This is a genomic window from Variovorax sp. 54 (assembly GCF_002754375.1).
Taxonomy (GTDB): Bacteria; Pseudomonadota; Gammaproteobacteria; order Burkholderiales; family Burkholderiaceae_C; genus Variovorax.
In genome coordinates, this window is sequence record NZ_PEFF01000001.1 from 5349296 (window position 1) to 5372756 (window position 23461).

At 68.5% G+C, this 23461-nt stretch carries 19 protein-coding genes; 7 read left to right on the forward strand and 12 right to left on the reverse strand.

Features of this window, described 5'->3' with window-relative positions:
* Positions 1-7: 7 nt before the first annotated feature.
* Positions 8-727 (reverse strand): fumarylacetoacetate hydrolase family protein, encoded by a 720-nt coding sequence (locus tag CLU95_RS24450; protein ID WP_099795986.1) that lies wholly within the window; start codon positions 725-727, stop codon positions 8-10.
* Between the two features lie 122 nt (positions 728-849).
* On the opposite strand from CLU95_RS24450, the gene CLU95_RS24455 reads away from it, so the two are divergent.
* A complete protein-coding gene (locus CLU95_RS24455; RefSeq protein WP_257214718.1) occupies positions 850-1827 on the forward strand; it encodes an AraC family transcriptional regulator in 978 nt (325 codons plus the stop codon).
* An 18-nt stretch (positions 1828-1845) separates the two neighbouring features.
* On the opposite strand, the gene CLU95_RS24460 is transcribed toward CLU95_RS24455, so the two are convergent.
* Together CLU95_RS24460 and CLU95_RS24465 are read right to left on the reverse strand one after the other, a co-directional pair.
* The gene (locus CLU95_RS24460; protein ID WP_099795987.1) at positions 1846-3396 is read right to left on the reverse strand and encodes an amidase; all 1551 of its coding nucleotides are present in this window, start codon (positions 3394-3396) and stop codon (positions 1846-1848) included.
* Positions 3397-3417: 21 nt separating this feature from the next.
* Positions 3418-4440 (reverse strand): Bug family tripartite tricarboxylate transporter substrate binding protein, encoded by a 1023-nt coding sequence (locus CLU95_RS24465; RefSeq protein ID WP_099795988.1) that lies wholly within the window; start codon positions 4438-4440, stop codon positions 3418-3420.
* A 112-nt stretch (positions 4441-4552) separates the two neighbouring features.
* On the opposite strand from CLU95_RS24465, the gene CLU95_RS24470 reads away from it, so the two are divergent.
* Together CLU95_RS24470 and CLU95_RS24475 are read left to right on the forward strand one after the other, a co-directional pair.
* Positions 4553-5521, forward strand: coding sequence for a LysR family transcriptional regulator (locus CLU95_RS24470; RefSeq protein WP_099795989.1), 969 nt, complete (start codon positions 4553-4555; stop codon positions 5519-5521).
* Between the two features lie 128 nt (positions 5522-5649).
* Positions 5650-6267, forward strand: a complete 618-nt coding sequence (locus CLU95_RS24475) for a DUF4337 domain-containing protein (protein WP_099795990.1) — start codon at positions 5650-5652, stop codon at positions 6265-6267.
* A 69-nt stretch (positions 6268-6336) separates the two neighbouring features.
* Here the strand turns inward: CLU95_RS24475 and CLU95_RS24480 are convergent, their stop codons facing one another.
* From CLU95_RS24480 to CLU95_RS24515, 8 genes are all read right to left on the reverse strand, one after another.
* Complete coding sequence (locus CLU95_RS24480) at positions 6337-7110, reverse strand: response regulator transcription factor (protein WP_099795991.1); 774 nt, start codon at positions 7108-7110, stop codon at positions 6337-6339.
* Positions 7111-7194: 84 nt separating this feature from the next.
* Positions 7195-7884 carry a response regulator gene (locus CLU95_RS24485; protein WP_099795992.1) on the reverse strand — a complete coding sequence of 230 codons (690 nt, stop codon included), beginning with the start codon at positions 7882-7884 and terminating at the stop codon, positions 7195-7197.
* A gap of 35 nt (positions 7885-7919) precedes the next feature.
* Positions 7920-9602: a sensor histidine kinase gene (locus CLU95_RS24490; protein ID WP_099795993.1), complete on the reverse strand. Its 1683-nt coding sequence runs from the start codon at positions 9600-9602 to the stop codon at positions 7920-7922.
* 389 nt (positions 9603-9991) lie between these two features.
* Entirely contained in the window at positions 9992-10462 is a 471-nt protein-coding gene (locus tag CLU95_RS24495) for a hypothetical protein (protein WP_099795994.1), read from the reverse strand.
* A 265-nt stretch (positions 10463-10727) separates the two neighbouring features.
* Positions 10728-12077 carry a DUF5666 domain-containing protein gene (locus CLU95_RS24500; RefSeq protein WP_099795995.1) on the reverse strand — a complete coding sequence of 450 codons (1350 nt, stop codon included), beginning with the start codon at positions 12075-12077 and terminating at the stop codon, positions 10728-10730.
* Complete coding sequence (locus CLU95_RS24505; protein WP_099795996.1) at positions 12074-12916, reverse strand: DUF6502 family protein; 843 nt, start codon at positions 12914-12916, stop codon at positions 12074-12076. The genes CLU95_RS24500 and CLU95_RS24505 overlap by 4 nt, the downstream gene beginning before the upstream one ends.
* Before the next feature lie 301 nt (positions 12917-13217).
* The gene (locus tag CLU95_RS24510; protein ID WP_099795997.1) at positions 13218-13937 is read right to left on the reverse strand and encodes a FadR/GntR family transcriptional regulator; all 720 of its coding nucleotides are present in this window, start codon (positions 13935-13937) and stop codon (positions 13218-13220) included.
* A gap of 73 nt (positions 13938-14010) precedes the next feature.
* Positions 14011-15336 carry an MFS transporter gene (locus CLU95_RS24515; RefSeq protein WP_099795998.1) on the reverse strand — a complete coding sequence of 442 codons (1326 nt, stop codon included), beginning with the start codon at positions 15334-15336 and terminating at the stop codon, positions 14011-14013.
* Between the two features lie 189 nt (positions 15337-15525).
* Here CLU95_RS24515 and CLU95_RS24520 point away from each other — a divergent pair, with 189 nt between their 5' ends.
* On the forward strand, positions 15526-16080 hold the full coding sequence (locus CLU95_RS24520) for an ureidoglycolate lyase (RefSeq protein WP_257214719.1): 555 nt from the start codon (positions 15526-15528) through the stop codon (positions 16078-16080).
* Positions 16081-16096: 16 nt separating this feature from the next.
* Here the strand turns inward: CLU95_RS24520 and CLU95_RS24525 are convergent, their stop codons facing one another.
* On the reverse strand, positions 16097-16798 hold the full coding sequence (locus tag CLU95_RS24525; RefSeq protein WP_099795999.1) for a DUF899 family protein: 702 nt from the start codon (positions 16796-16798) through the stop codon (positions 16097-16099).
* 596 nt (positions 16799-17394) lie between these two features.
* Here CLU95_RS24525 and CLU95_RS24530 point away from each other — a divergent pair.
* Genes CLU95_RS24530 through CLU95_RS24540 form a run of 3 tightly spaced genes read left to right on the forward strand, consistent with a single transcriptional unit; the run spans position 17395 to position 23424 of the window.
* Entirely contained in the window at positions 17395-18687 is a 1293-nt protein-coding gene (locus tag CLU95_RS24530) for an HlyD family efflux transporter periplasmic adaptor subunit (RefSeq protein WP_099796000.1), read from the forward strand.
* A 22-nt stretch (positions 18688-18709) separates the two neighbouring features.
* Complete coding sequence (locus CLU95_RS24535; protein WP_099796001.1) at positions 18710-20035, forward strand: hypothetical protein; 1326 nt, start codon at positions 18710-18712, stop codon at positions 20033-20035.
* A complete protein-coding gene (locus tag CLU95_RS24540; protein WP_099796002.1) occupies positions 20023-23424 on the forward strand; it encodes an efflux transporter outer membrane subunit in 3402 nt (1133 codons plus the stop codon). Before CLU95_RS24535 ends, CLU95_RS24540 begins: the two co-directional genes overlap by 13 nt.
* Positions 23425-23461: the final 37 nt, after the last annotated feature.

Sequence of the window (23461 nt, forward strand, 5' to 3'; positions counted from 1 at the left end):
TGCGGGCTCAGACGATCTCGACCTGCAGGGGGGCGAGCCCGTCGATGCGGCCGGTGAGCTTGTCGCCGCGTTGCACCGGGCCGACCCCTTCGGGCGTGCCGGTGAAGATCAGGTCGCCGGGCAACAGGCGGTATTGCTTCGAGAGCTCGCTGACGATTTCATGGACGTTCCAGATCATCTTCTCGAGCACCGAGTCTTGCCGCACCGCGCCGTTCACCGAGAGGTTCAGCGTTCCCGAACGGATGTGCCCGACCTTCGCCACCGGATGGATCGGACCGCAGGGCGCCGAGTGGTCGAACGACTTGCCCTGTTCCCACGGCAGGCCGCGCTTGTTGCATTCGCGCTGGCGGTCACGCCGGGTCATGTCCAGGCCTGCGGCGTAGCCAAAGACGTGGCCCAGCGCTGTGTCGGGCGACACGTTCGATGCATCGCTGCCGATGGCCACGACGAGTTCGAACTCGAACTGGAAGTCGTCCGTCAGCGTGGGGTAGGGCACGCGCCCGTCGGTCACCACGGAGTCGGACGGCTTCTGGAAGAAGAACGGCGGATCGCGCTCGTCGCCTTCCTTCATCTCCCGGATGTGGGCCAGGTAGTTGCGGCCCACGCAGTAGACGCGGCGCACCGGAAAGCGCTGGTCGCTGCCCACGATGTCGATGGAGATGGGCTGGACTTGAAGGGCGTCGCTACGGGTATCGGTCGCGCGCTCGGCCGTCGGTTGGGGGGACATGGGTTTGTCTCTCTGGATGGTTTGGAAAGGAGTGGCTAGAGTCTAGGAACGAGGCCTTCTCACCTCAACGCGCAGGCTTGCGCAAAGATATGCAATCCTTGCGATCTTGAGATCGACTCTTCATGCCACCCACGCCTTCCCCCGACGAATTCGTGCCGCCGCCCCGCGCCGGTGCCGCGCGTGCCGCCATCAGCAACTACACGATGGCGGCGCGGGCACAGCGCGCCTATTTCGGCATTCACGACCAGAGCAACTGCCTGCCGAATCCGGTGCCGCACCGGCACGAGTACTTCCAGATCTACGTCAACACGCGGGGCGAGACCACGCACTACATCGGCGGCAACCAGCGCGCCATCGGCGCCGGCACGGTGAGCTTCGTGCTGCCCTTCCTGGTTCACTACATCCCGAACGCAGCCGACGGCGTGTTCCATGTGATCAACATCAGCAAGGACTACCTGCTGCCGTCGCTGGATCTCGACGTGTTCGAGCTGTCGGAGGTGCCGCTTTCACGCGCGCCCGAGCTCGCGCCTTTCCGCTTCCAGCATTGCCTGGATTTCCGCTTCGACGAAACCGAGACCCGGCAGCTCCAGGAACTGTGCGAGCGCATGGCGCAGGAAGCGCAGCGGCCGCCCGGCGAAGACACCGCCAGCCACCTGCTGATTCGCAGCCATCTGCTCCACCTGATCGGCATGGTGTGGCGGCGCTATGGCGAGGAGTTTCGCAACTGCGAGGCGCAGGGGCTGGCCCTGCAGTCGTACCGGCCGGCGGTGCTGCGCTGCATCCGCCACATCAGCCGCAACCTCGCGCAAGAGTTGAACCTGGCGGACGCGGCGCATGCGAGCCATGTGTCGCCCACGCACCTGGCTCACCTGCTGAAGAGCGAAACGGGCAAGACCTTCCTCGAGTTGGTGACCGAACGCCGGATCGAGCGCGCCAAGACGCTGCTGGTCTTCACCGGCGCCTCTGCGGCGGAGATCGGTGAAAGCACCGGCTTCGGAGAGCCGACGCAATTCGCACGCCGTTTCGGACAGATCGTGGGGGCGACGCCTTCTGCGTACCGGCGGCAATTTCAGCGAGGAGGGAATCGGACGTGGGACTGACGCAGGCGGTGGTCTGCGTCAAACGACGGGGACCGCCGATCCGTCCGTGGGCACGTGGGCGCATCGATCATCCGGCGGCGCAGTCACGATCGAATCGAGTGCGGGTTCGGCCGTGCGAAGACGCGCGAGATCGGGGCGCGGCCGACGCAGTCGCGGGTCGGTTGCGAAGGCCTGCTCCATCGCCTGCGCGGCGGACAGCAGCGCGAGGTCGCCGCGGAAGCGCCCCACGACCTGCAAGCCGAATGGCATGCCGGCCTCGTCGGTCCCGCAAGGCAGGCTGATCGCAGGGTGGGTCGTCAGCGTCACCACATAGGTCAGTGCGAGCCAGCGGTAGTAGTTCTCCTGTGGTCGGCCGTCGATCTGCGCCGCGTGCGGCTGCGTCCAGGGAAAGGGCGATACCGGCGTCGTGGGCGACAGCACCAGGTCGTAGTTCTCGAACACGTTCTGAAAGCGCTGCAGGATGCGCGTCTGCTCCGCCTGTGCCCAGGCCACGTCCTGCAGGCTCATGCGCGCGCCCATCTCATAGTTGCTGCGCGGGTTCGGCCCCAGGCTTTCGGGGGCGCGTTCGTAGGTATCGCGCATGCCGGCGACGAAGGCCTCTGCGCGCAGCACATCGAAGCAGCGGTGCACATCTCCCAGGTCGAAGTGCACCTCGTCGCAGGCCGCAAAGAGCCCGCGCACGGCGGCCACGCGATCACGCATCGTCCGGCGGATCGCCGGGTCGACGTCGCACTGCCCGAAGTCCGTGGTCCAGGCCACGCGAAGGCGCGACAGGTCCAGCGGCGCGGGCCGCAGAAAGGCCGCCGCATCCAGCGGATAGCTCAAGGGGTCGCCCGGATGCGGGCCCGCCGTGGCCGCGAGTTGGAGGCAGGCGTCGGCCACATCCCGTCCCATGGGGCCGACCACCGAGATCGGCGACCAGCCCAGGGTCTTGCGCACGCTGGGCACGATGCCCGGCGAAGGCCGCAGGCCCACCACGCCGCACTTGGCCGCCGGGATGCGCAACGACCCGCCGGTGTCGGAGCCTGTGCACAGCGGCAGCATGTCCAGCGCCAGTGCCGCGGCCGAGCCGCCCGAGGAGCCGCCGGCGTTGAGGTTGGGATCGAAGGGGTTGCCCGTGGCGCCCCAGACCGGATTGCGGCTGTTGGCACCGGCGCCCATCTCGGGCACGTTGGTCTTGCCCACCACGATCGCGCCGGCTGCGCGCAGGCGGCGCACCAGTTCGATGTCCTTTGAAGGCACATGGTTGCGCAGTGTCGGGGAGCCCATGGTGGACAGCAGCCCGGCCGTCGGCTCGAGGTCCTTCACGCCCAGCGGCAGACCGTGCAGCAGGCCCAGCGGCTCGCCGCGCATCACGGCCTGCTCGGCGGCGCGGGCCTCGCTGCGGGCACGCTCGTAGCAGGTGGCGGTCACGGCGTTGACGAAGGGGTTGAGTTGCTCGATGCGCGCGATGCAGGCGTCGAGCAGTTCGACCGGCGAGAGGGCGCGCGTGCCGATCAGCCGCCGCAGTTCGACGGCGGAGAGTTCGACGAGCGCGGAGGAGGAGGGGGAAGAAGAGAAAGGGGTCATGGGTTGCGTGAGGTGTCGCGCTCAGTCGGCCTGGATGTTGGCGCGCCGGGCGACGGCACGCATGAGCGGCAGTTCGTTTTCGATCTGCGCGCGCGAGGCGGCCGCCCCGGCGAAGGCCGGCTCCGCGCCCTGGAGCTGCAGTGCGGCCTTGGTTTCGGGCATGGCGATGACCTTGGCGAGCGCCTTCTCCAGCCGCTCGCGCACCGGCGCAGGCGTGCCCTTCGGCGCCACGAGCATGATCCAGGTGTCGGCATCGACCTCGGGGTAGCCCGCTTCGGCGAAGGTCGGGACCTGCGGCAACTGGGAGGAGCGCTGTCGGGTGGTCACGGCGATTGCCTTGACCTTGCCACCCTTGAGTTGCGGAATGGCGGCAGTGACCGTGTCCACCGAGAACGGCACCTGTCCGCCGATCAGGTCCGTCATGGCCGGTGCGCTGCCCCGGTAGGGCACGTGCATGATCTTCGCGCCCACGGCCTGCAGGATGATTTCGCCGGTGAAGTGCGAGGAGGTGCCCGCGCCGAAGGAGGCGTACGAGTACTTGTCCGGCGTTGCGCGCACCGCCGCGGCGAACTCCTTGACGTTGCCGATGGGCACGTCCTTGTTGACCAGCAGGATCAGCGGGATGCGCCCGACGATCGCGATCGGCTCGAAGCTCCCGAGGGCGTCGTACGACAGGTTCTGGCGGATGGCCGGGTTCATGGTGAAGGTCGAGCCCGAGCCGAGCAGCAGGGTGTAGCCGTCGGGCGATGCCTTGGCCACGAAAGCGGCCCCGACGGCCGTCCCTGCACCGGGGCGGTTGTCGATGAGCACCGGCTGCCCCAGTTCCGTCGACAGGCGCTGGCCGACCAGACGTCCCACCGTGTCCGCGCTGCCGCCGGGCGGGTACGGCACCACCAGCGTGACCGGGCGCACCGGGTAGGCCGACTGCGCCAGAGCGGGCGCGGCCGTGCCGAGACATGCGGCCAGGCCTGCCAAGCCCGCCAGACCTGCCAAGACGGCGCAGCACGATCGCCGGTTCAACGCGTGAGGACGGGGAGTGTTCATCGACAGATCCTGCGGTAGAGGGAAGAGGGCAAATGCTGGCGGACGTCCTGGCTTGTAGCAAGCACAATGATCGGAAGGTTGCGTTGCTCCAGACGCAACGCAGAGAGCGCCGATGAAACCCTCCACCGTCAAGCTGTCAGCCGCCAAAAAAGCCGGCGCACGCGCGAGCCGTCCGATCAACCAGCGCGTGCTCCAGGAGGAGTCGATGCGCTACTTCCTGGAGGTGGCGCGCGTCGGCTCGGTCACCGAAGCGGCTGCACGGTTGAACGTGGCGCCTTCGGCCGTGAGCCGCCAGATCGGTCGGCTGGAGCGCGAGCTCGACACCCTCCTGTTTGAACGACGCGCCCGCGGCATGGCGCTCAATTCAGCCGGCGAGCTGCTGGCGGATCACGCGCGTCGGGCCTGGTTCGACATCGAGCGCGTGACCGACGACATCCTCGCGCTGCGTGGGCTGCGCAAGGGCGAGGTGCGCCTGGCCGCGACGGAGGGCTTCGCCTACGAGTTCCTGCCGGCCCTGGTGGCTGCGTTCCAGGCGCGCTGTCCCGGCATCCGCTTCTCGCTCGACATGTGCGTGCAGCGCGAAGTGGCGCGCCGCGTGCGCGAAGGCCTGGTCGACCTCGGCGTGACGGTGAGCCTGGGCTCGGAGCACGGCCTGGACGTCGAGATCCGATACCCCTCGCCCGTGCGCGCGATCATGTCGCCGTCCCATCCCCTGGCCACGCGGCGGCAGGTGTCGCTCGCGCAGGTGGTGAACTACCCGCTCGCGTTGCCGGCCGGCACGTCGACGCTGCGTCAACTGCTCAACATCAGCTGCGCCCGCCAGCGCCTGCCGCTCGAGGCGGCCTTGACCAGCGACCACCTCTACCCGCTGGTGCACTATGCAGCCCACGGCCAGGCGGTGACTTTCTGCGGCGAGCTCGCACTGCGCCAGCAACTGGAGAACCACACGATCGTTGCACTCCCCTTGCGCGACCGCGAGATGAACGAGCGGCATTTCGAGGTGCAGAGCATGGCCGGTCGGCGCCTTCCCGATGCGGCGCGCGCTTTCGTCGAACACCTGCGCGAAGTGCTTTGCGCTTGAGGCCAGGCACGGGCGCATCCAATGCATCAGGGCCGACAGGACTTTCCCCGAGGCATCTCGTCATGAAGGCCGGGCATACTCGCGCGCCCCTCAAATTTCCATAACAACAACGCCAAGAAAAGAACGACATGTCAGGACACGGCTTTCATGTGCACGGCCCGCACGATCACGAACTCGAACATGCCGCTTCCAGCGGCCATGGCCACGGGCATGAGGGCGCGGCTTCTCCCGCAGAGGGCATGAGCACGACGGGCAGGATCGCGGTGATCACAGCGGCCATCGCGACCGCGGGTGCGATCTTTTCGTACATGGGCGGGGCCACGCAGGCCAACGCCGGTCTCTACAAGAACAACGCGGCCATCAAGAAGACCGAGGCCTCGAACCAGTGGAATTACTTCCAGTCGAAAAGCACCAAGCAGGCGCTGGCCGAGTTCGCACGCGACACCGCCACCGACGACGGCCGCCGCCAGGGATGGGAGAAGAAGGTCACGCGTTACGAGCAGGAGAAGACGGACATCCAGGCCGCTGCCAAGAAGCTGGAGGACGAAGCCGGCCGCTGGGACGCGCAATCCGAGGAGCAGATGCACCAGCACCACCGCTGGGCGCAGGCCACCACGGTGTTGCAGGTTTCGATCGCGCTGGCGGCCATTGCGCTGCTCACCCGGAAGAAGTGGGTGGAACGCGCCATGTACGGTGTTGCCACTGCAGGCGTGGTGATCGGCGCACTGGCCGCGCTGCACATCTAGGGGCAGCCTGGCGGGCGCCCGGACGATGCCGGCCTTGGCGAAGCCTGGCGTTCACGGGGGCGCTGCCGCTCAGATCAAGCCTGTGTGAACCGCGAAGTTCACCGCCTGCGCGCGCGAATGCACGTGCAGCTTCTTGTAGATGCTCTTGATGTGCACATTGACCGTCTGGCCGGTGATGCCGAGCCTGGCACCGATTTCCGCCGAGGCGTAGCCCGACGCCACGCAGCGCAGGACCTCGCTTTCGCGCGGCGTCAGCGTCATGTCGCGCGGCGGCGGTCTCGGCGGCGGGGAGGCGTATTCGGCGAACGGTTCGCCGGGGTGGTAGTCCAGGCGGTGCAGCAGCCGCCGCGTGAGCCGTGGCGTGATGGCGGCGCCGCCGTTCACCACGTGCAGCACCGCATCGGCGAAGCTTTGCAGCCAGGCGTTCTTCAGCAGGTACCCCATGGCACCCAGTTCGAAAGCGCGCAGCACGTGGGCATCGTCCTCGAGCGAGGAGATCACGATGACCTCGCTGTTGCGGTGCAGGCGGCGTGCCTCGGCGATCAACTCGAAGCCCATGTCGTCGCCGAGCTGGAGTTCGAGCATCAGCACGTCGAAGGTGTGCGTGGCCAGCAGCCTGCGCCCCTCGCGAACGCTGTCGGCCTGGCCTTCGAGCTGGATGCGCAGGTCCGACAGTAGCTCCTGGGCGATCACCCGGCGCATGTACTCGTCGTCGTCGACGAGCAGCACGCGCACAGGCGAGTGCTCCTGGCCCACCAGGAAGTCCGGCCACAGCCTCGCGGCCGGCGCGCAGACACCGGCGGAGGCTTTGTCGCCAGAACTGATGAGCCTGTGATCCACCATGTGCTTGCCCCGGTTGGCGTGAGCGACGGATGCCGGTCGCATCGAGCGCGGGCTGGAAGACGAAAAAAAAAGGTCGGGCGCGTGTCAGTGCGCCATGGCGTCGAGCTGATGCTTGACGGCGTAGATGTACAGCTCAAGCCGGTTCCCTACGCCGAGCTTCTGGTAGATCGACGTGAGATGGTTGCGCAGCGTGTGTTCGGTGACGAAGGTCTGCTCGGCCAGGGTCTTGTTGGAGGCGCCGCTGCCGCGCACCACGGTGCGGACGATGTCGCGCTCCTTCAGGGTCAGGCTGGCCTGCTTGGCGGACTCGGGGTCGACCTTCGGCGGTTTCTTCACCGAGGTGAGCTCGCAGAGCACGCGGCCCATGGTCGGGGCGTCGACGCAGAGTTCGCCGTGGTGCACGCGTTCGATCGCCTCGAGCACCTGCTCGGCCGAGGCGTCCTTGCGCAACACGCCGCGCGCGCCGCGCAGCACCGCGAGGTCCAGGGTGCGCTGATCGCGTTCGCCCGTCAGCACGACGACGCGCGACACCTCGTTCGACAGCAGCTGCGGCAGGATGTCGAGGGCGCAATGGCCGTCCAGGTCGAGGTCTAGCACGATGACGTCGGGGGCCAGGCGCTGCGTGTGCGCCACGGCTTCGTCGCAGCAACCGGCGGTGGCGACGACCTTCATGCGCGGCTGTTCGCCGTCGATCAGCCGGGACAGCCCCCACAGCATGGTCTGGTGATCGTCCACCAGCAGGACGCCGATGGGACGGGCTTCTTCGGTTTGCATGAGGCGCTCCTCGGGGTGTCGTCGTGCGTTGTTGCTCAGATGGGGATGTCGATCAGCACCGCGGTGCCGCCGCCGGTGCATGGGTGGACCTGTGCGCGGCCGCCGAGTGCCGCTGCGCGCTCGCTGAGCGAGCGTGGCCGGAATTGCGTGAAGTTCTCTTCGCCGCCTTCGTTCTCGATGCGCAGGTGCAAGCGGCCGTCGCGGCAGTCGATGCGCACGCTGCCGTGCCGCGCCTGCGTGTGCTTGCAGATGTTGTTCAGGCCTTCGCCCACCATCTGCAGGACCTCCGCGGTCATCCGGTCGTCAAGGCGCACCTGGCCTTCGACGCTCACCGAAATCTCGATGCCGTAAAGCCCCTGGACACGCGCGGCCTGGTGGTACAGCTGGGGCAGCACGAGCCCGCACGAGCTTTCCGGGCCGTCCTTGACCGCACCGGCAAAGCGCCGCAGGTCGGCGATCACGCCGTTCGCCACCTCGGCGAGCTTGTCGAGGTCCTCGAGCAGCGGGTTGTCGGCGGCGGCTTTCTTGCGCAGGGCGCACAGGCCCATGCGCAGCCCGATGTAGGGCTGCACGGCCGTGTCGTGCAGGTCCAGCGAGATCTTCAGGCGCTCGGTCGCGGCCGCTTCCGAGGCCATGCGGTCGAGCACCTCGATGGTCTCGATGACCGGGAAGATCTGCTCCATGAGGTGCGCGAGAAACAGCGCATCGGACTTGCTGAAGTGGCCGTTGCGCGACGAGATGAACACGCGCCCCTCGCCCAGGCGCAGCGGCAGCGCGGCGCTGATGAACGCGCGGGCCTCGAGCATGGCGGCCACGGCGGCACTGCGCCGGGCGCTGTCGCAGTCTTCGGGGCGCCAGCCGATCGTGCCGGGTCCGTGCATGTGGCTGCGCGCAAGAAACAGGTTCAGGGGCCAGGGCAGGCGGTTGCTCAGCACGGTGTGCGGATGTTCGAGCGCCATCAGCGGCGACTCGGCGATGCCCCCGAGCGTCTCGACACCGACGTGCTCGCAGGTGTCGTCCTTGCGCAGCGTGCGCAGGGTCCAGTTGCCGGTGGCGGTGTCGCGCATCATGAGGATGCAATGGCTGGCCTTGAAGAAGGCCAGCGTCTTTTCCATCGTGCGGGCGATGGTGCGGCCCGCGCCGAAGCGTGGGTTCGACAGCTGGCTGATGTCGCCCAGCAGGGCCAGGCGCCGCTGCAGGACGAGCTTGGAGCCGCCCCAGTGCACGATCATGTGGCCCAGTGCCAGCAGGAAGGTCGTGCGCATCAGCAATTGCGGCGCATCGTCGCCGGTGCTCGTGCCGAGCCCGCAGGCGGCGAACGACGCGACCGAGACGATCGTCACGCGGGCACCTTCCTCGAAGCCCCAGCGGAACGACGAGGTCAGGATGGCGAAGAAATAGAACAGGAAGAACAGGCTCTGCACGCCGCCCGTCACGAAGACGATCAGCGTGAACCACAGCACGTCGGACCAGTGAACGGCCTTGCCCTGCAGATGGCGCCAGCCCCTCTGCGTGCAGGCGTGCACCAGCACGCTATGCAGGAGGTACCCGCACAAGGCCAGCCAGACCGCGCTGGCCACCGGTTGCCGGGTCGGCCCCGCATCGACCGCCATCGCCAGCACCGCCGAAATCGACAGCACGAGCCGCATGCGGGCGGCCATGAGGGCATCCGTCGACAGGCTGCTGTCGAGGCTCGGGGCGGAGACGGGGGCGCGCATGACAAGGCATCCTTTGCATGAACGGTGTCATGCGCCGCAGGCGTCGGAACTCGGCTGTAACAGCTTGGCGTTCATTTTTTGCTTGCCGGCGACTTGGTGTATGTGAAGGTTTCACATTACTGCTTTGGTATTCGAAAGCAATGAGCGATGCACCCTGCGCATGATCTGTGACGTCTGTTGCGTTTGGTGACAGTTGTGTTGTCGACGGGCTTTTCCATTGCCGCACGAGGAGGCTTCGCCTCGGCCGGGGGCCGCTGCACGGCAGACGGGTACCCGTTTCATGGAGGTGTGCAGAGGCGGAGCGCGGGGGCGGCGGCGTTCGGGCGCGGCGGACGCGCCTCTCCATCCACGCGCCAGAACTGGCGCCGCGTGACCCGGACTTTGGCGGCTCAGTGCCGCCGCGGCACCAGCGCTGTCCGTCCCAGGGGCGTGACCCGCAGGACGGTCGCCTGCCGCAGCTTCTGCCGTGCGCGGCAGATCGGCGGCAGGGTGGCCTCCACCATGCCGGCCGCTTCCAGGACCGCCACGGAGTTGATCTCCGACGGGTCTTCGGTATGGAGGGGAAAGGCCGAGTTGCCGATCCTGCGCAGGTAATCGAGCGGCATGACGGCCCATTGGAGGCGTTCTTCATGAACGCAGGCCCCGCCGCTGCCGAGCATGGCGATCTCCGCATGCCCTTCGTCCGTGATGGCGAAGACCTGGGCGCTTTCGTACCGCTGATAGCCGAGGTTGTCGACGTGGAACTCGGCTTCGATGAGGCCGGTCGCCACCAGCACCGAGGCATGCCGGATGTCTGCTTCCGCAGTGAGCGTGACCGGAAAGTGCTTGTTCAGAAGCTGAAGAAGGAGAGTGAGCGGCATGCGATGCTCCTTGCGATGTCAGCGGCGCCGGCTGGCCACGGAAGCCACCATTGTTGTGAATGTGATTTTTTCACTTTAGTCCCTTTTTCGTACAAATGCTACAAATCTTGAGACAAGAGGGGAAAGGTGTTACCGAACCCGCGTGCGCGCAGGCCCGCCGCGGTGCAGCGGTCTTGAACGGAATGTGAAAGTCCCCGGCGTCGCCGGCCGCCCGGAGGGGCAGGCGATGCGACCGGACGGCGGGGAGCCCCGCCGGCGACTCAGGTCAAGGGGTGAATGTCACCCGCTGGGCGATCAGGACGCCGTCGACCACCCGGTCTCCCACGATGGTCACGCGCTGGCCGTTGGCCAGGTTCGCGGCGGTGCCGTTCTCGAACACGGTACCCGGCCCGCTGGCGTCCACAGGCTGACCCTGGACCCGGAAATGGGCGGCTGACTGATAGCCGCCGATGGCGCCGATGAGCGTGAACGAGGCCGGCCCGCCCGTGCCCGGCACGTTGCGGATGCGCAGCTTCTTGGCGACCAGCACCCCGCCGGACATGAAGCCGTCGACCTCGACTTTCACGCCGTTGCCGAGCGACTTGGCCGGGCCGCCCGTGATCTGCGCATCGGTGGCGTCCACCGGCGTGCCCAGCACCTTGAAAGTGCCGCCCGAGGCGAAATCGGTGATGACCCCCGCGAGCTGCACGGCGATGCCGTTGCTCACCGGTATCGCATACCACCCTTCCACCCCGGTCGCAGTGAACGCGCTGCCGGCCGGCGCGGTGGTGCCACGGGCGCGCACGATGACGCCGTTGGCCAGCGACGAGGCGTTGATGCCCGCGAAGCTGGCGCCGCCATAGCTGACCGTGAGTTGGCCGAGCGTGAAGGTCTGGTTCGTCGCATCGAGGTTCTGGATGGCGCCCGTGACCAGTGGGGCGATCAGCGTGGGAGTGATCTGCACGCGGGTGGCACGCAGCGTGCCCGGCGCACCCGGCAGGCCCCACACCTGGATGAGGCGGCCGTCGGCCACGCTGGCAAGCCCGCTCGCATCGGCCCAGACCGTGGCCGAATCGATGGTCACGCTGATGCCCATCACGACGAAGCTGCCGGCGCCCACATCGATGCGCGAAACGGCGCCGCGCAGTTCGGCCCCCGACACGACCTGGGTCGCGACGCCGCGGGTGAAGTCGGGGTCGACCTTGCCGGCGACCCGTGCGCTCATGCCGATCTGGAGTTCGGTGGCGTCCTCGACCGTGATGGCGGCCGTGTCCGTGTTGTAGCGCAGGCCGTTCAGGATGATGCTGCCCAGGCCGTCCGCCGCGCCGATGCCGGCGGCATCCGCCGTCACGCCGGTGCCGCCCGAACCGACGCCAGAGCCGTCGGGGTTGCTGCTGGCGGTGTCGCCAGTGCCAGTGCCAGTGCCAGTGCCAGTGCCAGTGCCGGTCGCATCCCCGCCGGAGCCCGTGCCCGTACCGCTCGGGCTGTCACCGCCGATCGCGGTGCCCGCTCCCAGGCCCAGGTTCGCCGCCGGGCCACTGCCGCCACCACCGCCTCCGCAGGACATCAGCAGGGCCACGAGGCCGACGCAGAACAAGCCGAGCATGAGCCGGCGGGGTGTCTTTGTCGTGCTCATGATGTGCGCTCGCTTTCAGAGGAGGACGTGGGCGGGGGCGGGGGCCGCGCACCCTCGTCTTCGTAGTACGTGTAGATGCCGACCCGGATTCGCCCGTTGGCGCGATCCGGCGCGCGTTCGACCGCCTGCGCCATTTCCTGTGCAAGCTCGTGGTGCAGTTCGGACCAACGTTCGCGCACCAGGCGGTGGATCTGTTCGCAATCGTTCAGCGAGAGCCCGCGCGCGTACACCGCGCGCTCGAGCATGCGGGGCTGCTCGCCCAGCGTGTTGGCGACGGCCGCCAGCAGGTGGTCGCGGCCGTTGTCGCCCAGGAACGCCAGCATGGACTGCAGGTCCTGCACGGGCACGAAACCGTCGGCGGTGAGTTCGGCCATGCCTTCGTTCTCGGTCACCATGTTCAACCGGATCAGCTCATCGAGGATGGTGCGGTGGTGAACGTTGCCACGGCTGCTCAGGCGCGCGACCGCCTCGAAGGAGGGCGCCGTGTGGCCCGCCGTGACGGGCAGGCGCCGGAACGAAGCGTCTTCGGTCAGCATCTGCAGCCACAGCGTGAACGTCTTGGCAGCGGCCGACAGTTCGGTGTGGGGCAGGGGGTCGACGGTGGCGCGGACCTTGGCGGTCACGGCCTTGCGGTTCAGGCCGGTGGTGACGGACAGCTGGCTCAGGTTGGGCCTGGGAACGCCCTGGCTGCGCCAGGAGTGCTGCGCCTCCTCGATCAGCAGGTCGCGCAGCAACTCCTCCAGGTGGGGGTGCTTGACCCCCATCGCGAGGGCGAGCTTCACCACGGGGCGAAGGATGCGCGAGCAGGCCGCCAGGGCCCATTCCAGCCGTTGTTCCATGCCGCTGTGTGTTGTCCTGAAAGTGCAATGCCAACAGGATCGGAGGCGGCGCCTCCGACCACCATCAAGGCCGCATTGTCCTGCGCACTGCGCTGGAGTGAAAGCTTTGGACTACGGTTTGACGGCCAGTGAGCCAAAGTTTCATGCGTCAGGCACCGGGCGGCCGTCCGGCCGGTGGTGCAAAGGCCGATCGGCCGACGGGCCGGTCAGGTTGTCCATGTCTATGTCTATGTCTATGTCGGTGCCGGCAGCGAGCGGTTCGAGGTGCTGCGCATCGCCTTCGACACGCGGGGCTGAAGCGTCAGGCCGCTGCCGAAGCCGCCTCGAGCCCCGTCGGAAAGTGCACCCCCGCGCGCTGCGCGGCCTGCACGATGTGCTGCGTCATCGCCTGTTGCGCCAGCGCCGGGTTGCCTTGCGCCAAGGCTTCGATGATCGCCATGTGCTCGTCGTAGGTGGCATGGCGCGCGCCGCGTTTGTAGAAGGGCAGGCGCTGGCTCTCCTGCATCACTTCGGCGCTGTTGTGCAGGATCTCGGCGATGGCCTGGTTGCCCGCGATGCCGATGATCTGCATGTGGAAGTCGAAGTCGAGCTGCGTGGCCTGCGTGAAATCGCCGGCGTCGATGCAGGCGCGCATGGCCTGTGCGTTGGCGCGCAGCGCGGCCAGGTCGTCCGCCTCGATGACCAGGCAGGCCAGCCGCGCGGTGAAGTTCTCGACCGCGAAGCGCAGCTGGTACACGTCCTGCAGCGAATGCGAGGTCGCGAACTTCCAGGCCGGGGAGGCCGCCGGCGCCTGTTGTCCGCCGTCTTCGGCCACGTACATGCCCTTGCCGGGGCGTGGAATGACGAGGCCCGTGCCCTGCAGCGTCGACAGCGCCTCGCGCAGCGAGGTGCGGCTGATGCCGAGCTGTTCGGCCAGGTCGCGCTGCGAAGGCAGCAGCCCGCCGGCCGCGTAGGTGCCGTCCGCAATCCGCTGCTGGATGAGGCGGGCGGCGGTGGCGGCAACGGCGGGGGAGGCGAGCATGGGCGGTTTTCGGTTCGAAGTACGGCAGTGGCGGGAGCTGGAAATCTTACTGTGGCCGCACCCCGGGCCTTCCCTACTTGTTGACCAGCTTCGCCGGCACCGTGTAGGTGAGGAAAGCGCCGAACAGCAGCACGCCGGCCAGCACGAACAACGCGATGTCGGTGCTCTTCGTGGCGTCCTTGATCAGGCCGATCATGTAGGGGCTCACGAAGCCGGCCAGGTTGGCGAAGGAGTTGATGAGCGCAATGCCGGCTGCTGCGCCCGCGCTCGACAGGATGGCCGTCGGCAGGCTCCAGAACAGCGGCGACGTCGCCAGGCTGCCGCCCGCGGCCAGGGCCAGTGCGGCCAGCGAGAGGTACACGTTGTGGCTGAAGATCGCGCTCAGCGTGAGGCCCAGCGCGCCGCAGCAGAAGGGCACGATCAGGTGCCAGCGGCGTTCGCGCATGCGGTCGGAGCTGCGGCTCACCAGCAGCATCGAGACGATGGCCACGGCAAAGGGAATGGCCGTGAGCAGCCCGATGTTGAACGCGCCCGACACGCCCGACTGCCGCACCAGCGTGGGCAGCCAGAAGGTCAGGCCGTACTGGCCCATCACCGTGCAAAAGCAGATCAGCGCCATCTTCACGATGCGGCGGTCGGCGAACAGCGCGCGCAGCGTCATGTGGCTGGTGCCGCCCTTGGTGGCGTTCTCGGCGGCGATGTTGCGCGCGAGCACGGCCTTTTCTTCGGCCGTGAGCCAGCGTGCGCCCTGGATGCTGTTGTCGAGGTACACGATGACCAGCAGGCCGATCACCAGCGACGGCAGCGCCTCGATGAGGAACAGCCACTGCCAGCCGCGCAGCCCGCCCATGCCGTGCATGGCTTCCATGATCAGGCCCGACAGCGGCCCGCCCAGCACGCCCGACACCGGAATGGCGCACATGAACACCGCCACCATCTTGGCGCGGCGGTGCGAGGGAAACCAGTAGGTGAGGTACAGGATCATCCCCGGGTAGAAGCCGGCCTCGGCGGCCCCGAGCAGGAAGCGCAGCACGTAGAACTGCGTGGGCGTGGTCACGAACATCATCGCGGCCGAGATCAGGCTCCACGTGATCATGATGCGCGAGATGGTGGCCTTGGCGCCGATGCGGTGCATCAGCAGGTTGCTCGGCACCTCGAAGAAGAAGTAGCCGATGAAGAACAGGCCTGCGCCTAGCCCGTACATCGTTTCGCTGAACTGCAGGTCGCTGAGCATGTTCAGCTTGGCGAAGCCGACGTTCACGCGGTCCAGGTAGGCGGCCACGTAGCAAAGCATCAGGAACGGCATGAGCCGCCATGCCACTTTCTTGTAGAGCGCGTTCTCCGCTGCAGCAGAGGTGGTGGCCGGCTGCAGCGGCGCATGAAGGGTGGTGGTTGACATGGGCGGTCCTCGAAGGCGTCGATGGGGTGGATTAACTGGTATTACCGGTATGATTTAACGCGACCGAGACCTTAAGGCCTCACGCGCCATTGGACACTAGCGATTTCCCTGACGCCAGGCGATTGACTGTTCGGATGCATCGCAAGGATACTGGTAGTACCAGTTGGACCAAATGCCGAGGAGTTTCCGTTGACGATTGCCAGCCCCACTTTCCTGCCCCCGGCGCCGGGCACGCCCGCGTCGCTCGCGCTCGTTGCGCAGCCGCTGACGCGCGAGGCCTTCGCCGCGTTCGGCGACGTGATCGAGAGCGCGCACAGCCGCTCGATGTCGATCAACGCGGGCATGACCACGCGCTTCCATGACCTGGCGCGCGTGGACCCGGGCCCCGGCGACAGCCGCGTGCTGGTGAACATCTTCGAGACCCAGCCCTACGCGATGCCGCTGCAGGTCGGCATGCTGGAGCGCCATCCGCTGGGCAGCCAGGCCTTCGTGCCGATGGACGGCAGCCGCTTTCTCGTGGTGGTGGCGCCGGCGGGCGACACGGTGCGCGTGGAAGACATCCGCGCCTTCGTCACCGACGGGCGGCAGGGCGTGAACTACGCGCGCGGCGTCTGGCACCACCCGCTGGTGGTCACGCAGCAGCCGGCCAGCTTCGTGGTGATCGACCGCGGCGGGGTGGGGCCGAATTGCGATGAGATCTTGGTGCCGCCGGGGTGTGAGGTGCGCGTCAGTCTTGCGGACTGAGCGCGCTCGATAGCGCTCAATACTGCAGCTTGGGGTACCAGTCGGTGCCGCGTCCGTCCGGCGTCAGGTCGAGCACGGACCACAGCGAGGCAATGTCGGGCGCATCGCGCGGGTCCTGGCCCGGGTCGGCCATCTCGCGCGACATCTCGCTGGCCCAGAACAGCCGCACCTTCTCGCCGTCGCGCTTGAACACGACCAGCGCCGGGTACTCGCTGCCGTCCGCGAGCAGCACGCCCAGGTCCTTCGCGTAGTCGTCGCCGACCGTCTGCACGAAGTTCAGGTCGCGCCAGCCGCGCTCCTGGGCGAAGGCGTACTGCCGCTCCACCGGCGAGCGCCCGAGGATCTTCAGCGCCACGCGCTGCTTGATGTCGGCCGCGTTGCCGTTCACCGCGCCGAGCCAGTTGGTGCACATCGGGCACGGGCGCTCGCGCTGCGGCCCGTACATCCAGAAGTAGGTGACGAGCGTGTCCTTGTCGCCGAAGAGATCGGCCAGGCCGACCTCGAAGGCCTGTTCGTCCTTGAAGCGGTAGTCCTTCTGGATCACGGGCCCCGGCGGCAGCGCGCGCCGCTGCTCGCCCAGCCGTGTCATGTGCCGGCGGAATTCGATTTCTTCGGCCAGCAGCGCCTGCCGGGCAGCGGCGTACGCCGCCGAGGCGCCGGGAAAAGAGGTCTTGCCCTGGGCCGCCAGCAGGGCGGCCGGAATGCGTGAGTCTTGCATGGGTGGCTCCTTGTAGAGAGAGGCCGTCGCGGCGCGACATGCACGAGGCGACCTGAAAGCATGCTCCTGCCGTCTTACAGCGCGCGAGGTAGGCGCAGGCCGCGCATCGGCTGTCGGCCCTGTCCACGAGAGGGGCATGGCAGGCGCTGATGCGTGCCCGCCACACCGCCCCTGCGGCGGCTGTGACCAATCGCGGCAATATCGTTACGGCCTGTTGAGCGCGGCGCCCAAGCCGCGTTGTCGGCGTCGCGCGCGCAGCGCAGCCTTCATCGGACCGGGCCCTCGGCGCCTCCCGAGACAAACGGGATCGCGCGGTGGTCCGGCGTGCCGACACGCCCGGCCCGTGTCAACCCCCCCGCGCAGCAAAACCAATGTAGGACTTCGCCCGGTCCGGGGCCGAAAAGTAGATGTGAAGTTCGCACATATTGTTTCTCCCGGAAGCAGCTCGCGCCGCGCTTTGGGCGTAACTTTATTGCACCGCAGCACGAGAAATCGAAGGCGCGGACCTGCGATCGGGCAGGGGTGCGTCAAGACTTTTTTCTTCATCTGAGGGCATGCCGGACATGGCAGGCCATCGACGTTTTCAAGAGGTGGCTATGCGAGTGCTCAGATCCAATTCTTCTCCATCGAAACCGGGCCGACAGCCCGCCAGGCCGCATGCGCGTGCCGGGCGCGGCCGGCGCCGACGCCAGCGAGGCGCCCTCGTTCCCAAGCTGGCGGGCTATGTGCTGCTGGCCTTCGTGCTGTGGCTCATGGTCGCCACGCTGGTCGAACCGTTGATGTCCTCGCAGGCCACGCGGGCCGTGCTGCAGGCGCCGGTCGGCATCGTCACCTCGCCGATCAACGGCGTGGTGACGCAGATGGCGGTGCGCTCGCGCGACGCGGTGGCGCCCGGCACGCTGGTGGCGACGGTGCGCAACCCGACCGTCAGCCAGGAGATCCTCACCACGCTGACCACGCAGCGCCTCGGCCTGCAGAGCCAGATGGCGCAGCTGGGCAACCAGTACAAGACCGACAGCCAGGAGATGCGCTCCATCGGCCAGCAGGCGCAGGTGACGCGGCAGGCCTCGCTGGCGCAGACCTGGGATGCGTGGGAGATCGCGCAGCGCCAGCGCGACGTGGCGCACAGCATGGTCGCCGAGCAGGAGAACAAGGTGCGCACCAACGAAGCGCTGCTGAAAGAGGGCGCCATCAGCGAACAGGTGATGAACGCGGCCGAGGCCCAGTTGAGCACCGCGCGCGCCGCCGCGGCGGTGGCCGAGCAGGCCTTCGCGGGGCAGGCGCAGACCGTGGCGAGCGCGGGGCAGGGCGCCTTCGTGGGCACCGGGGGCAACAGCATGTTCCAGACGCTCGCCAGCCGGCGCGAAGCGCTGCGCAACAGCACCGACCGCGCACGCCAGGACGGCACCGCGATCTACAAGCAGCTCAAGGAAATCTCGCAGCTCGAGGAAGAAGAGCGTCGCCGCGTCGAAAAGCTCGCCGCCTACGAAGTCAAGGCGACCCAGCCCGGCATGGTGCACACGGTGCTGACGCCCGAGGGCGCCTATGTCACGGCGGGTGCGTCGCTGGTGCGCGTGACCGACTGCAGCCGGATCGGCGTCGTCGCCGTGTTTCCCGCGCGGCTGGCCAAGCGCCTGAGCGTCGGCTCGATGCTCGATGTGAAGGTGGCGGAAAACGTCGCGGTGCCGGCGCGCGTCGAGCAGCTGCTGCCCGTGGCCTCCGACGCGCTGCAGAGCACGTACAGCGTGCCCTTCCCGTTTGCCGAGCAGGGCTCGATCTACGCCGTGGCGCGCATTGAGGCGGCCGAGCCGCCGCAGTCCGCCGACGGAAGCCGTCAGACCTTGTGCGTGCCGGGCAAGGTGGTGTCGGCCAGCTTGGCCAAGGCCTGAGCGCACAGCAGGTAAGAGTGCCATGCCGATTCCTGTTTCGCTCGTCCGAGGGGCGCGCTGCGCCGCTGCATCGATCGCGCTTGTCGGGGCTGCGGCTGCTGCTGCACCTTCGCCCGGCCCCACGCAGCAGGCCCTTGCGCGCGACAGCTGCGATGGCCTGCGGCGCGCCGTCACGCAGGAGCAGGGCAGCGCGGCCTCGGGGCCGCTGTTCCTGACCAGCTACCGCCCGGCGAATGCGCCCGGCGAGCCGCCGTTCGAGCCCGCGCTGGCGGGCGCCGGCTTCACCTACGACAACGCGCTGGCCGGCATCGCGCTGCTCGCGTGCGGCGACCGCGCTGCCGCACGGCGCATCGGCGATGCCGTGGTGCGCGCCGTGGCGCACGACCAGTCGATGCCCGACGGCCGCGTGCGCAACGCCTACCGCGCCGGGCCGGTCACCGAGGAAAAGCCCGCGCTGCCCGGCCGCTGGGACGCCGGGCGCAAGCAGTGGATCGCCGACGCGTACCAGGTCAGCACCGCCACCGGCAACGTGGCCTGGGCCGCGCTGCTGCTGCTGAACCTGCACCAGGCCGAGCCGACGCCCGCCTACCTGGCGACCGCGCGCCGGCTGCTGGCCTGGACCGAGCAGAACACGCGCGCCAAGAACGGACCCGACGGCTACAACGGCGGGCGCCATGGATGGGACAACGCCCAGCGTGCGCAGACCTGGAAGTCGACCGAGCACAACCTGGACATCGCGATGGCCGCCGCATGGGCCGCGCGCGCGGCGCGCGCCGATGGCCAGCCCGACGCAGCGGAGCAACGGCAGGCGCGCACCGCGCTCGATTTCGTGGGCCGCATGTGGAACCCGTCGGAGCAGCGCTTCCACATCGGCACCAAGGAGGATGGCGCCACCGTCTCCACCGAAGGCTCCGGCCTCGACACGCAGCTGTGGCCCTTGCTCGCGGCGCCCGAGGGCTCGTGCGCGTGGGGTCGCAGCCTCGACTGGGTGGAGAAGCACCACCGCTCCGGCGCGGGCTACGGTTTCTCGCGCGAGCCCGATGGCATCTGGACCGAAGGCAGCGCGCAGGCCGCCGCCACGCTGGTGGCCCGCAAGGGCGCGGCACCCGACGCGCTGTGGCAGCTGCTCGCTTCGCAGCGCGCCGGCAACGGCCTGTACTACGCCACGCCGAGCGCGCGCATCTCCACCGGCCTGGCCATCGGCCCCGATTCGACCGGTGCCGATTTCTTCTACTACCGCTGGCCGCACCTCGGCGCGACCGCCTGGATCGCCTTGGCCGCCACGGGCTTCAACCCCTTCACCGGCAAGACCATTGCCTCAGGAGCCGTTCCATCATGTCCAGCCTGATCGCCACTCCGGAATTCCAGCTCAACGCACTGGTCGGGGGGCTCGCCTTGCTCCTCATGTCCTGGGCCAAAGTCGAGCGCATCACCCACCGCGTGCTGTTTGGCGCGCTGACGGCGCTGCTGCTGCTGCGCTACGCCGTCTGGCGCATCGTGGCGACGATGCCGCCCTCGGACCTGGGCTTTGAAACCCTGTTCGCGTGGGTGTTCCTGTGCTTCGAGCTGACCGCCATCGTCTACACGCTGATGTCGATCCACATGCTCATGCGGCGTCGCGACAACCGTGCGCAGGCCGACCGGGGCGAGGCCGCATTGCGGGCGCGTGGCGAGGACGTGCCGGCCGTCGATGTCTTCATCTGCACCTACAACGAAGAGCTGGCCGTGCTCGAGAAAACCATCATCGCCGCGCAGGCCATCGACTACCCGCGGCTGAACGTCTGGGTGCTCGACGACACGCGGCGCGACTGGCTGCGCGACTACTGCGAGCGCCGCGGCGTGCACTACGCGCGGCGGCCCGACAACAGCCACGCCAAGGCCGGCAACCTCAACAACGGCCTGCGCCTGTCCGCGGGCGTGACCGATGCGCCGTTCATCCTCGTGCTCGACGCCGACTTCGCACCGCAGCGCCAGATCGTCTACCGCATGCTCGGCCTGTTCGAGGACCAACGCGTGGGGGTGGTGCAGACGCCGCAGTTCTATTACAACGCCGACCCCATCCAGCACAACCTGCGCGCCACCGACAGCTGGGTCGACGAGCAGCGCGTGTTCTTCGACGTGCTGCAGCCCGCGAAGGACGCGGTCGATTCGGCCTTCTGCGTGGGCACCTCGTTCATCGTGCGGCGCGACGCGATCACCGAGGCCGGCGGGTTCCCGGTCGGCAGCGTGTGCGAGGACATCCACACCACCTACCTGCTGCTGCGCCGGGGCCGCATCACGCGCTGGCTGGGCGAGCGGCTGTCGAACGGGTTGTCGGCCGAGAGCATCATCGACTACATCAACCAGCGCAGCCGCTGGTGCCTGGGCACCGTGCAGCTCGCGCTGTTGCCCAACGGGCCCTTGCTCGGCCGCGGCTACAGCCTGTCGGCGCGGCTGCACTTCGTGCACGGGCTGCTGCATTGGCTGGGCAAGCCGTTCATGGTGCTGATCCTGCTGGCGCCCGCGTTGTACTGGTATGCGGGCGTCTCGGCCTTCCATGCCACGCCGCAGGCCTTTGCGGCCTACGGCCTGCCGTCGCTCATGATGTTCTGGGCCTACAGCTACTGGATCAGCCAGCGGCGCTGCCTGCCCGTGTTCAGCGAGGTGAGCCAGCTGGTGGCGGCGATGGCCGTGAGCGGCACGCTGGCCCGCGCGATGCTGAAGCCTTTCGGGCATCCGTTCAAGGTGACGGCCAAAGGGCTCGATCGCTCGCGCACGGTGGTGCACTGGAAGCTGGTGGGCGTCTTCGGCGGCCTGCTCGTCGCGCTGCAGGGCGCGGCCGCGATGGCGGCCCTGAGTGGCGCGGCGCTGACGCCGGGCGACCAGCTCAACCTCGTGTGGACCGGCATCGCGCTGGTGCTGTGCCTGGGCGCGCTCATGGCCTGCGTCGACCTGCCGCGCCCGCAGCAGGAAGAGCGCTTTCCCTGGCGCGCACTGACACGGGTGCGCACGGCCGCGGGCGAGGGCGAGTCGCGCTTCGTCAACATCGCGACCGACGGCGCACTGCTCGAAGGCCGGGGCCTGCTGAAGCGCCTGCGCGTCGGTCAGCCGCTGGAGGTGCATGTCGAGCCGATCGGCTGGCTGTCGGCCCACCTCGCCGCGCGCGGCAGGGCGGGCGCCGAGTTGAAGTTTGCCGCCACCGAGGCGCAGCGCGAACACCTCGTGCGCCATGTCTTCAACGTGCCGCCAAGCCACGTGGCGGTGCAGGTGCGGCCCTGGCAAGCGGCGTCGGCCCTGATGGCGAGCGCGGGGATTCGCGCGCCCGGCGCGGGCTTTGCGCGCCTGTCGCTGCGACTGCTGCTGGCGGTGCTGGCCGTGTGCATCGTGCTGGTGACGACCGGATGCAACCTCACGCCGCCGCTCAAGGAGCCCGACCTCACGGTGCCGACGCAATGGCCGGCCGGCGCCACGGCGCCCAGCGCGCAGCCCGTGGACTGGCGCAGCTTCGTGCAGGACGAGGAGCTGCGCGGCCTGATCGCCACGGCGCTCGACAACAACCGCGACCTGCGCGTCTATGCCGCGAAGGCCCGCGAGGCGCGCGCGACCTATGCCGGCAGCCGCGCCTCGCTGTTTCCGCAGGTGGGCCTGTCGGCGCACGGCCAGCGGGCGCAGACCACGCCGCAAGGCTCGCTCAGCCCGGTCGGCAACCTGCCGTCGGACGGGCGCGTGTCGAGCAGCTTCGACATCCAGGCGGGCGTGATGTCGTACGAGCTGGACTTTTTCGGCCGGCAGCAAAGTGCTGCGCAACAAAGCGGCGCGCTCGCCGAGGCCGGCGACAAGGACCACGCCGCCGCGCGCATGAACCTGGTGGGCGAGGTGTCGAACGCCTACCTCACGCTGCGCGCCGACCGCGCCTTGCTCGCCCTCGCCATGGCCAACGAGACCGCGCTGAACGCCAACGCCGACATGATCGGGCGCGCCCGCGCCGTCGGCGGCGCCGCGCAGCTCGACGTGTACCGGGTGCAGTCGCTGCTGCAGAACGCGCGCGTGCGGCAGGAGGAATACCGCATGCGTGTCGCACAGGACCTGCAGTGGCTCAACGTGCTGGTCGGGCGCCCCGTGCCGCCCGAGACAGGCACTGCGCGACCCTGGCCGGAAAGCTCCACGGCGCAGGTCGCGGCCGGGTTGCCGTCGAGCCTGCTGCAGCGCCGGCCGGACCTGCTCGCGGCCTATGCGCGCGTCGAAGCCGCCAACGCGGGCGTGGGCGCGGCCAAGGCCGCCATGTTGCCGACCATCTCGCTCACGGCGCTGGCCGGCGGTGTCAGCAAGGAGCTGTCGACCTTGCTCGCCAGCAGCAACAGCAGCTGGGCCGGCGTGCTGGGCGTGTCGCTGCCGATCTTCGACTGGGGCCGGCGCTCCGCCAATGTCAGCGCCAACCAGGAGCGGCTGGCCGCCGCGATGGCCGGGTACGAATCCGCGGCGCAGGTGGCCTTTCGCGAGGTGGCTAACGCGCTGATCGCCGGCGACCACCTGCAGCCGCAGCTGGAGGCGCAGCAGGCGCGCATGCAGGTGCTCGAGAAGGTGGCCAGCATCTCGCGCACGCGTTATCGCAGCGGCATGGAAGACTACTTCTCGAGCCAGGATGCGCAGCGCGAGCTGTACACCGGGCAGCAGCAGCTCATCGAACTGCAGCTCAAGGCGGCGGTGAACACCGTGAACCTGTACAAGGCCTTGGGCGGGGGCTGGGGCAGCGCGTAAGGGGCAGGGGCCGCTGCGACGCTGACTTGCGGCCATT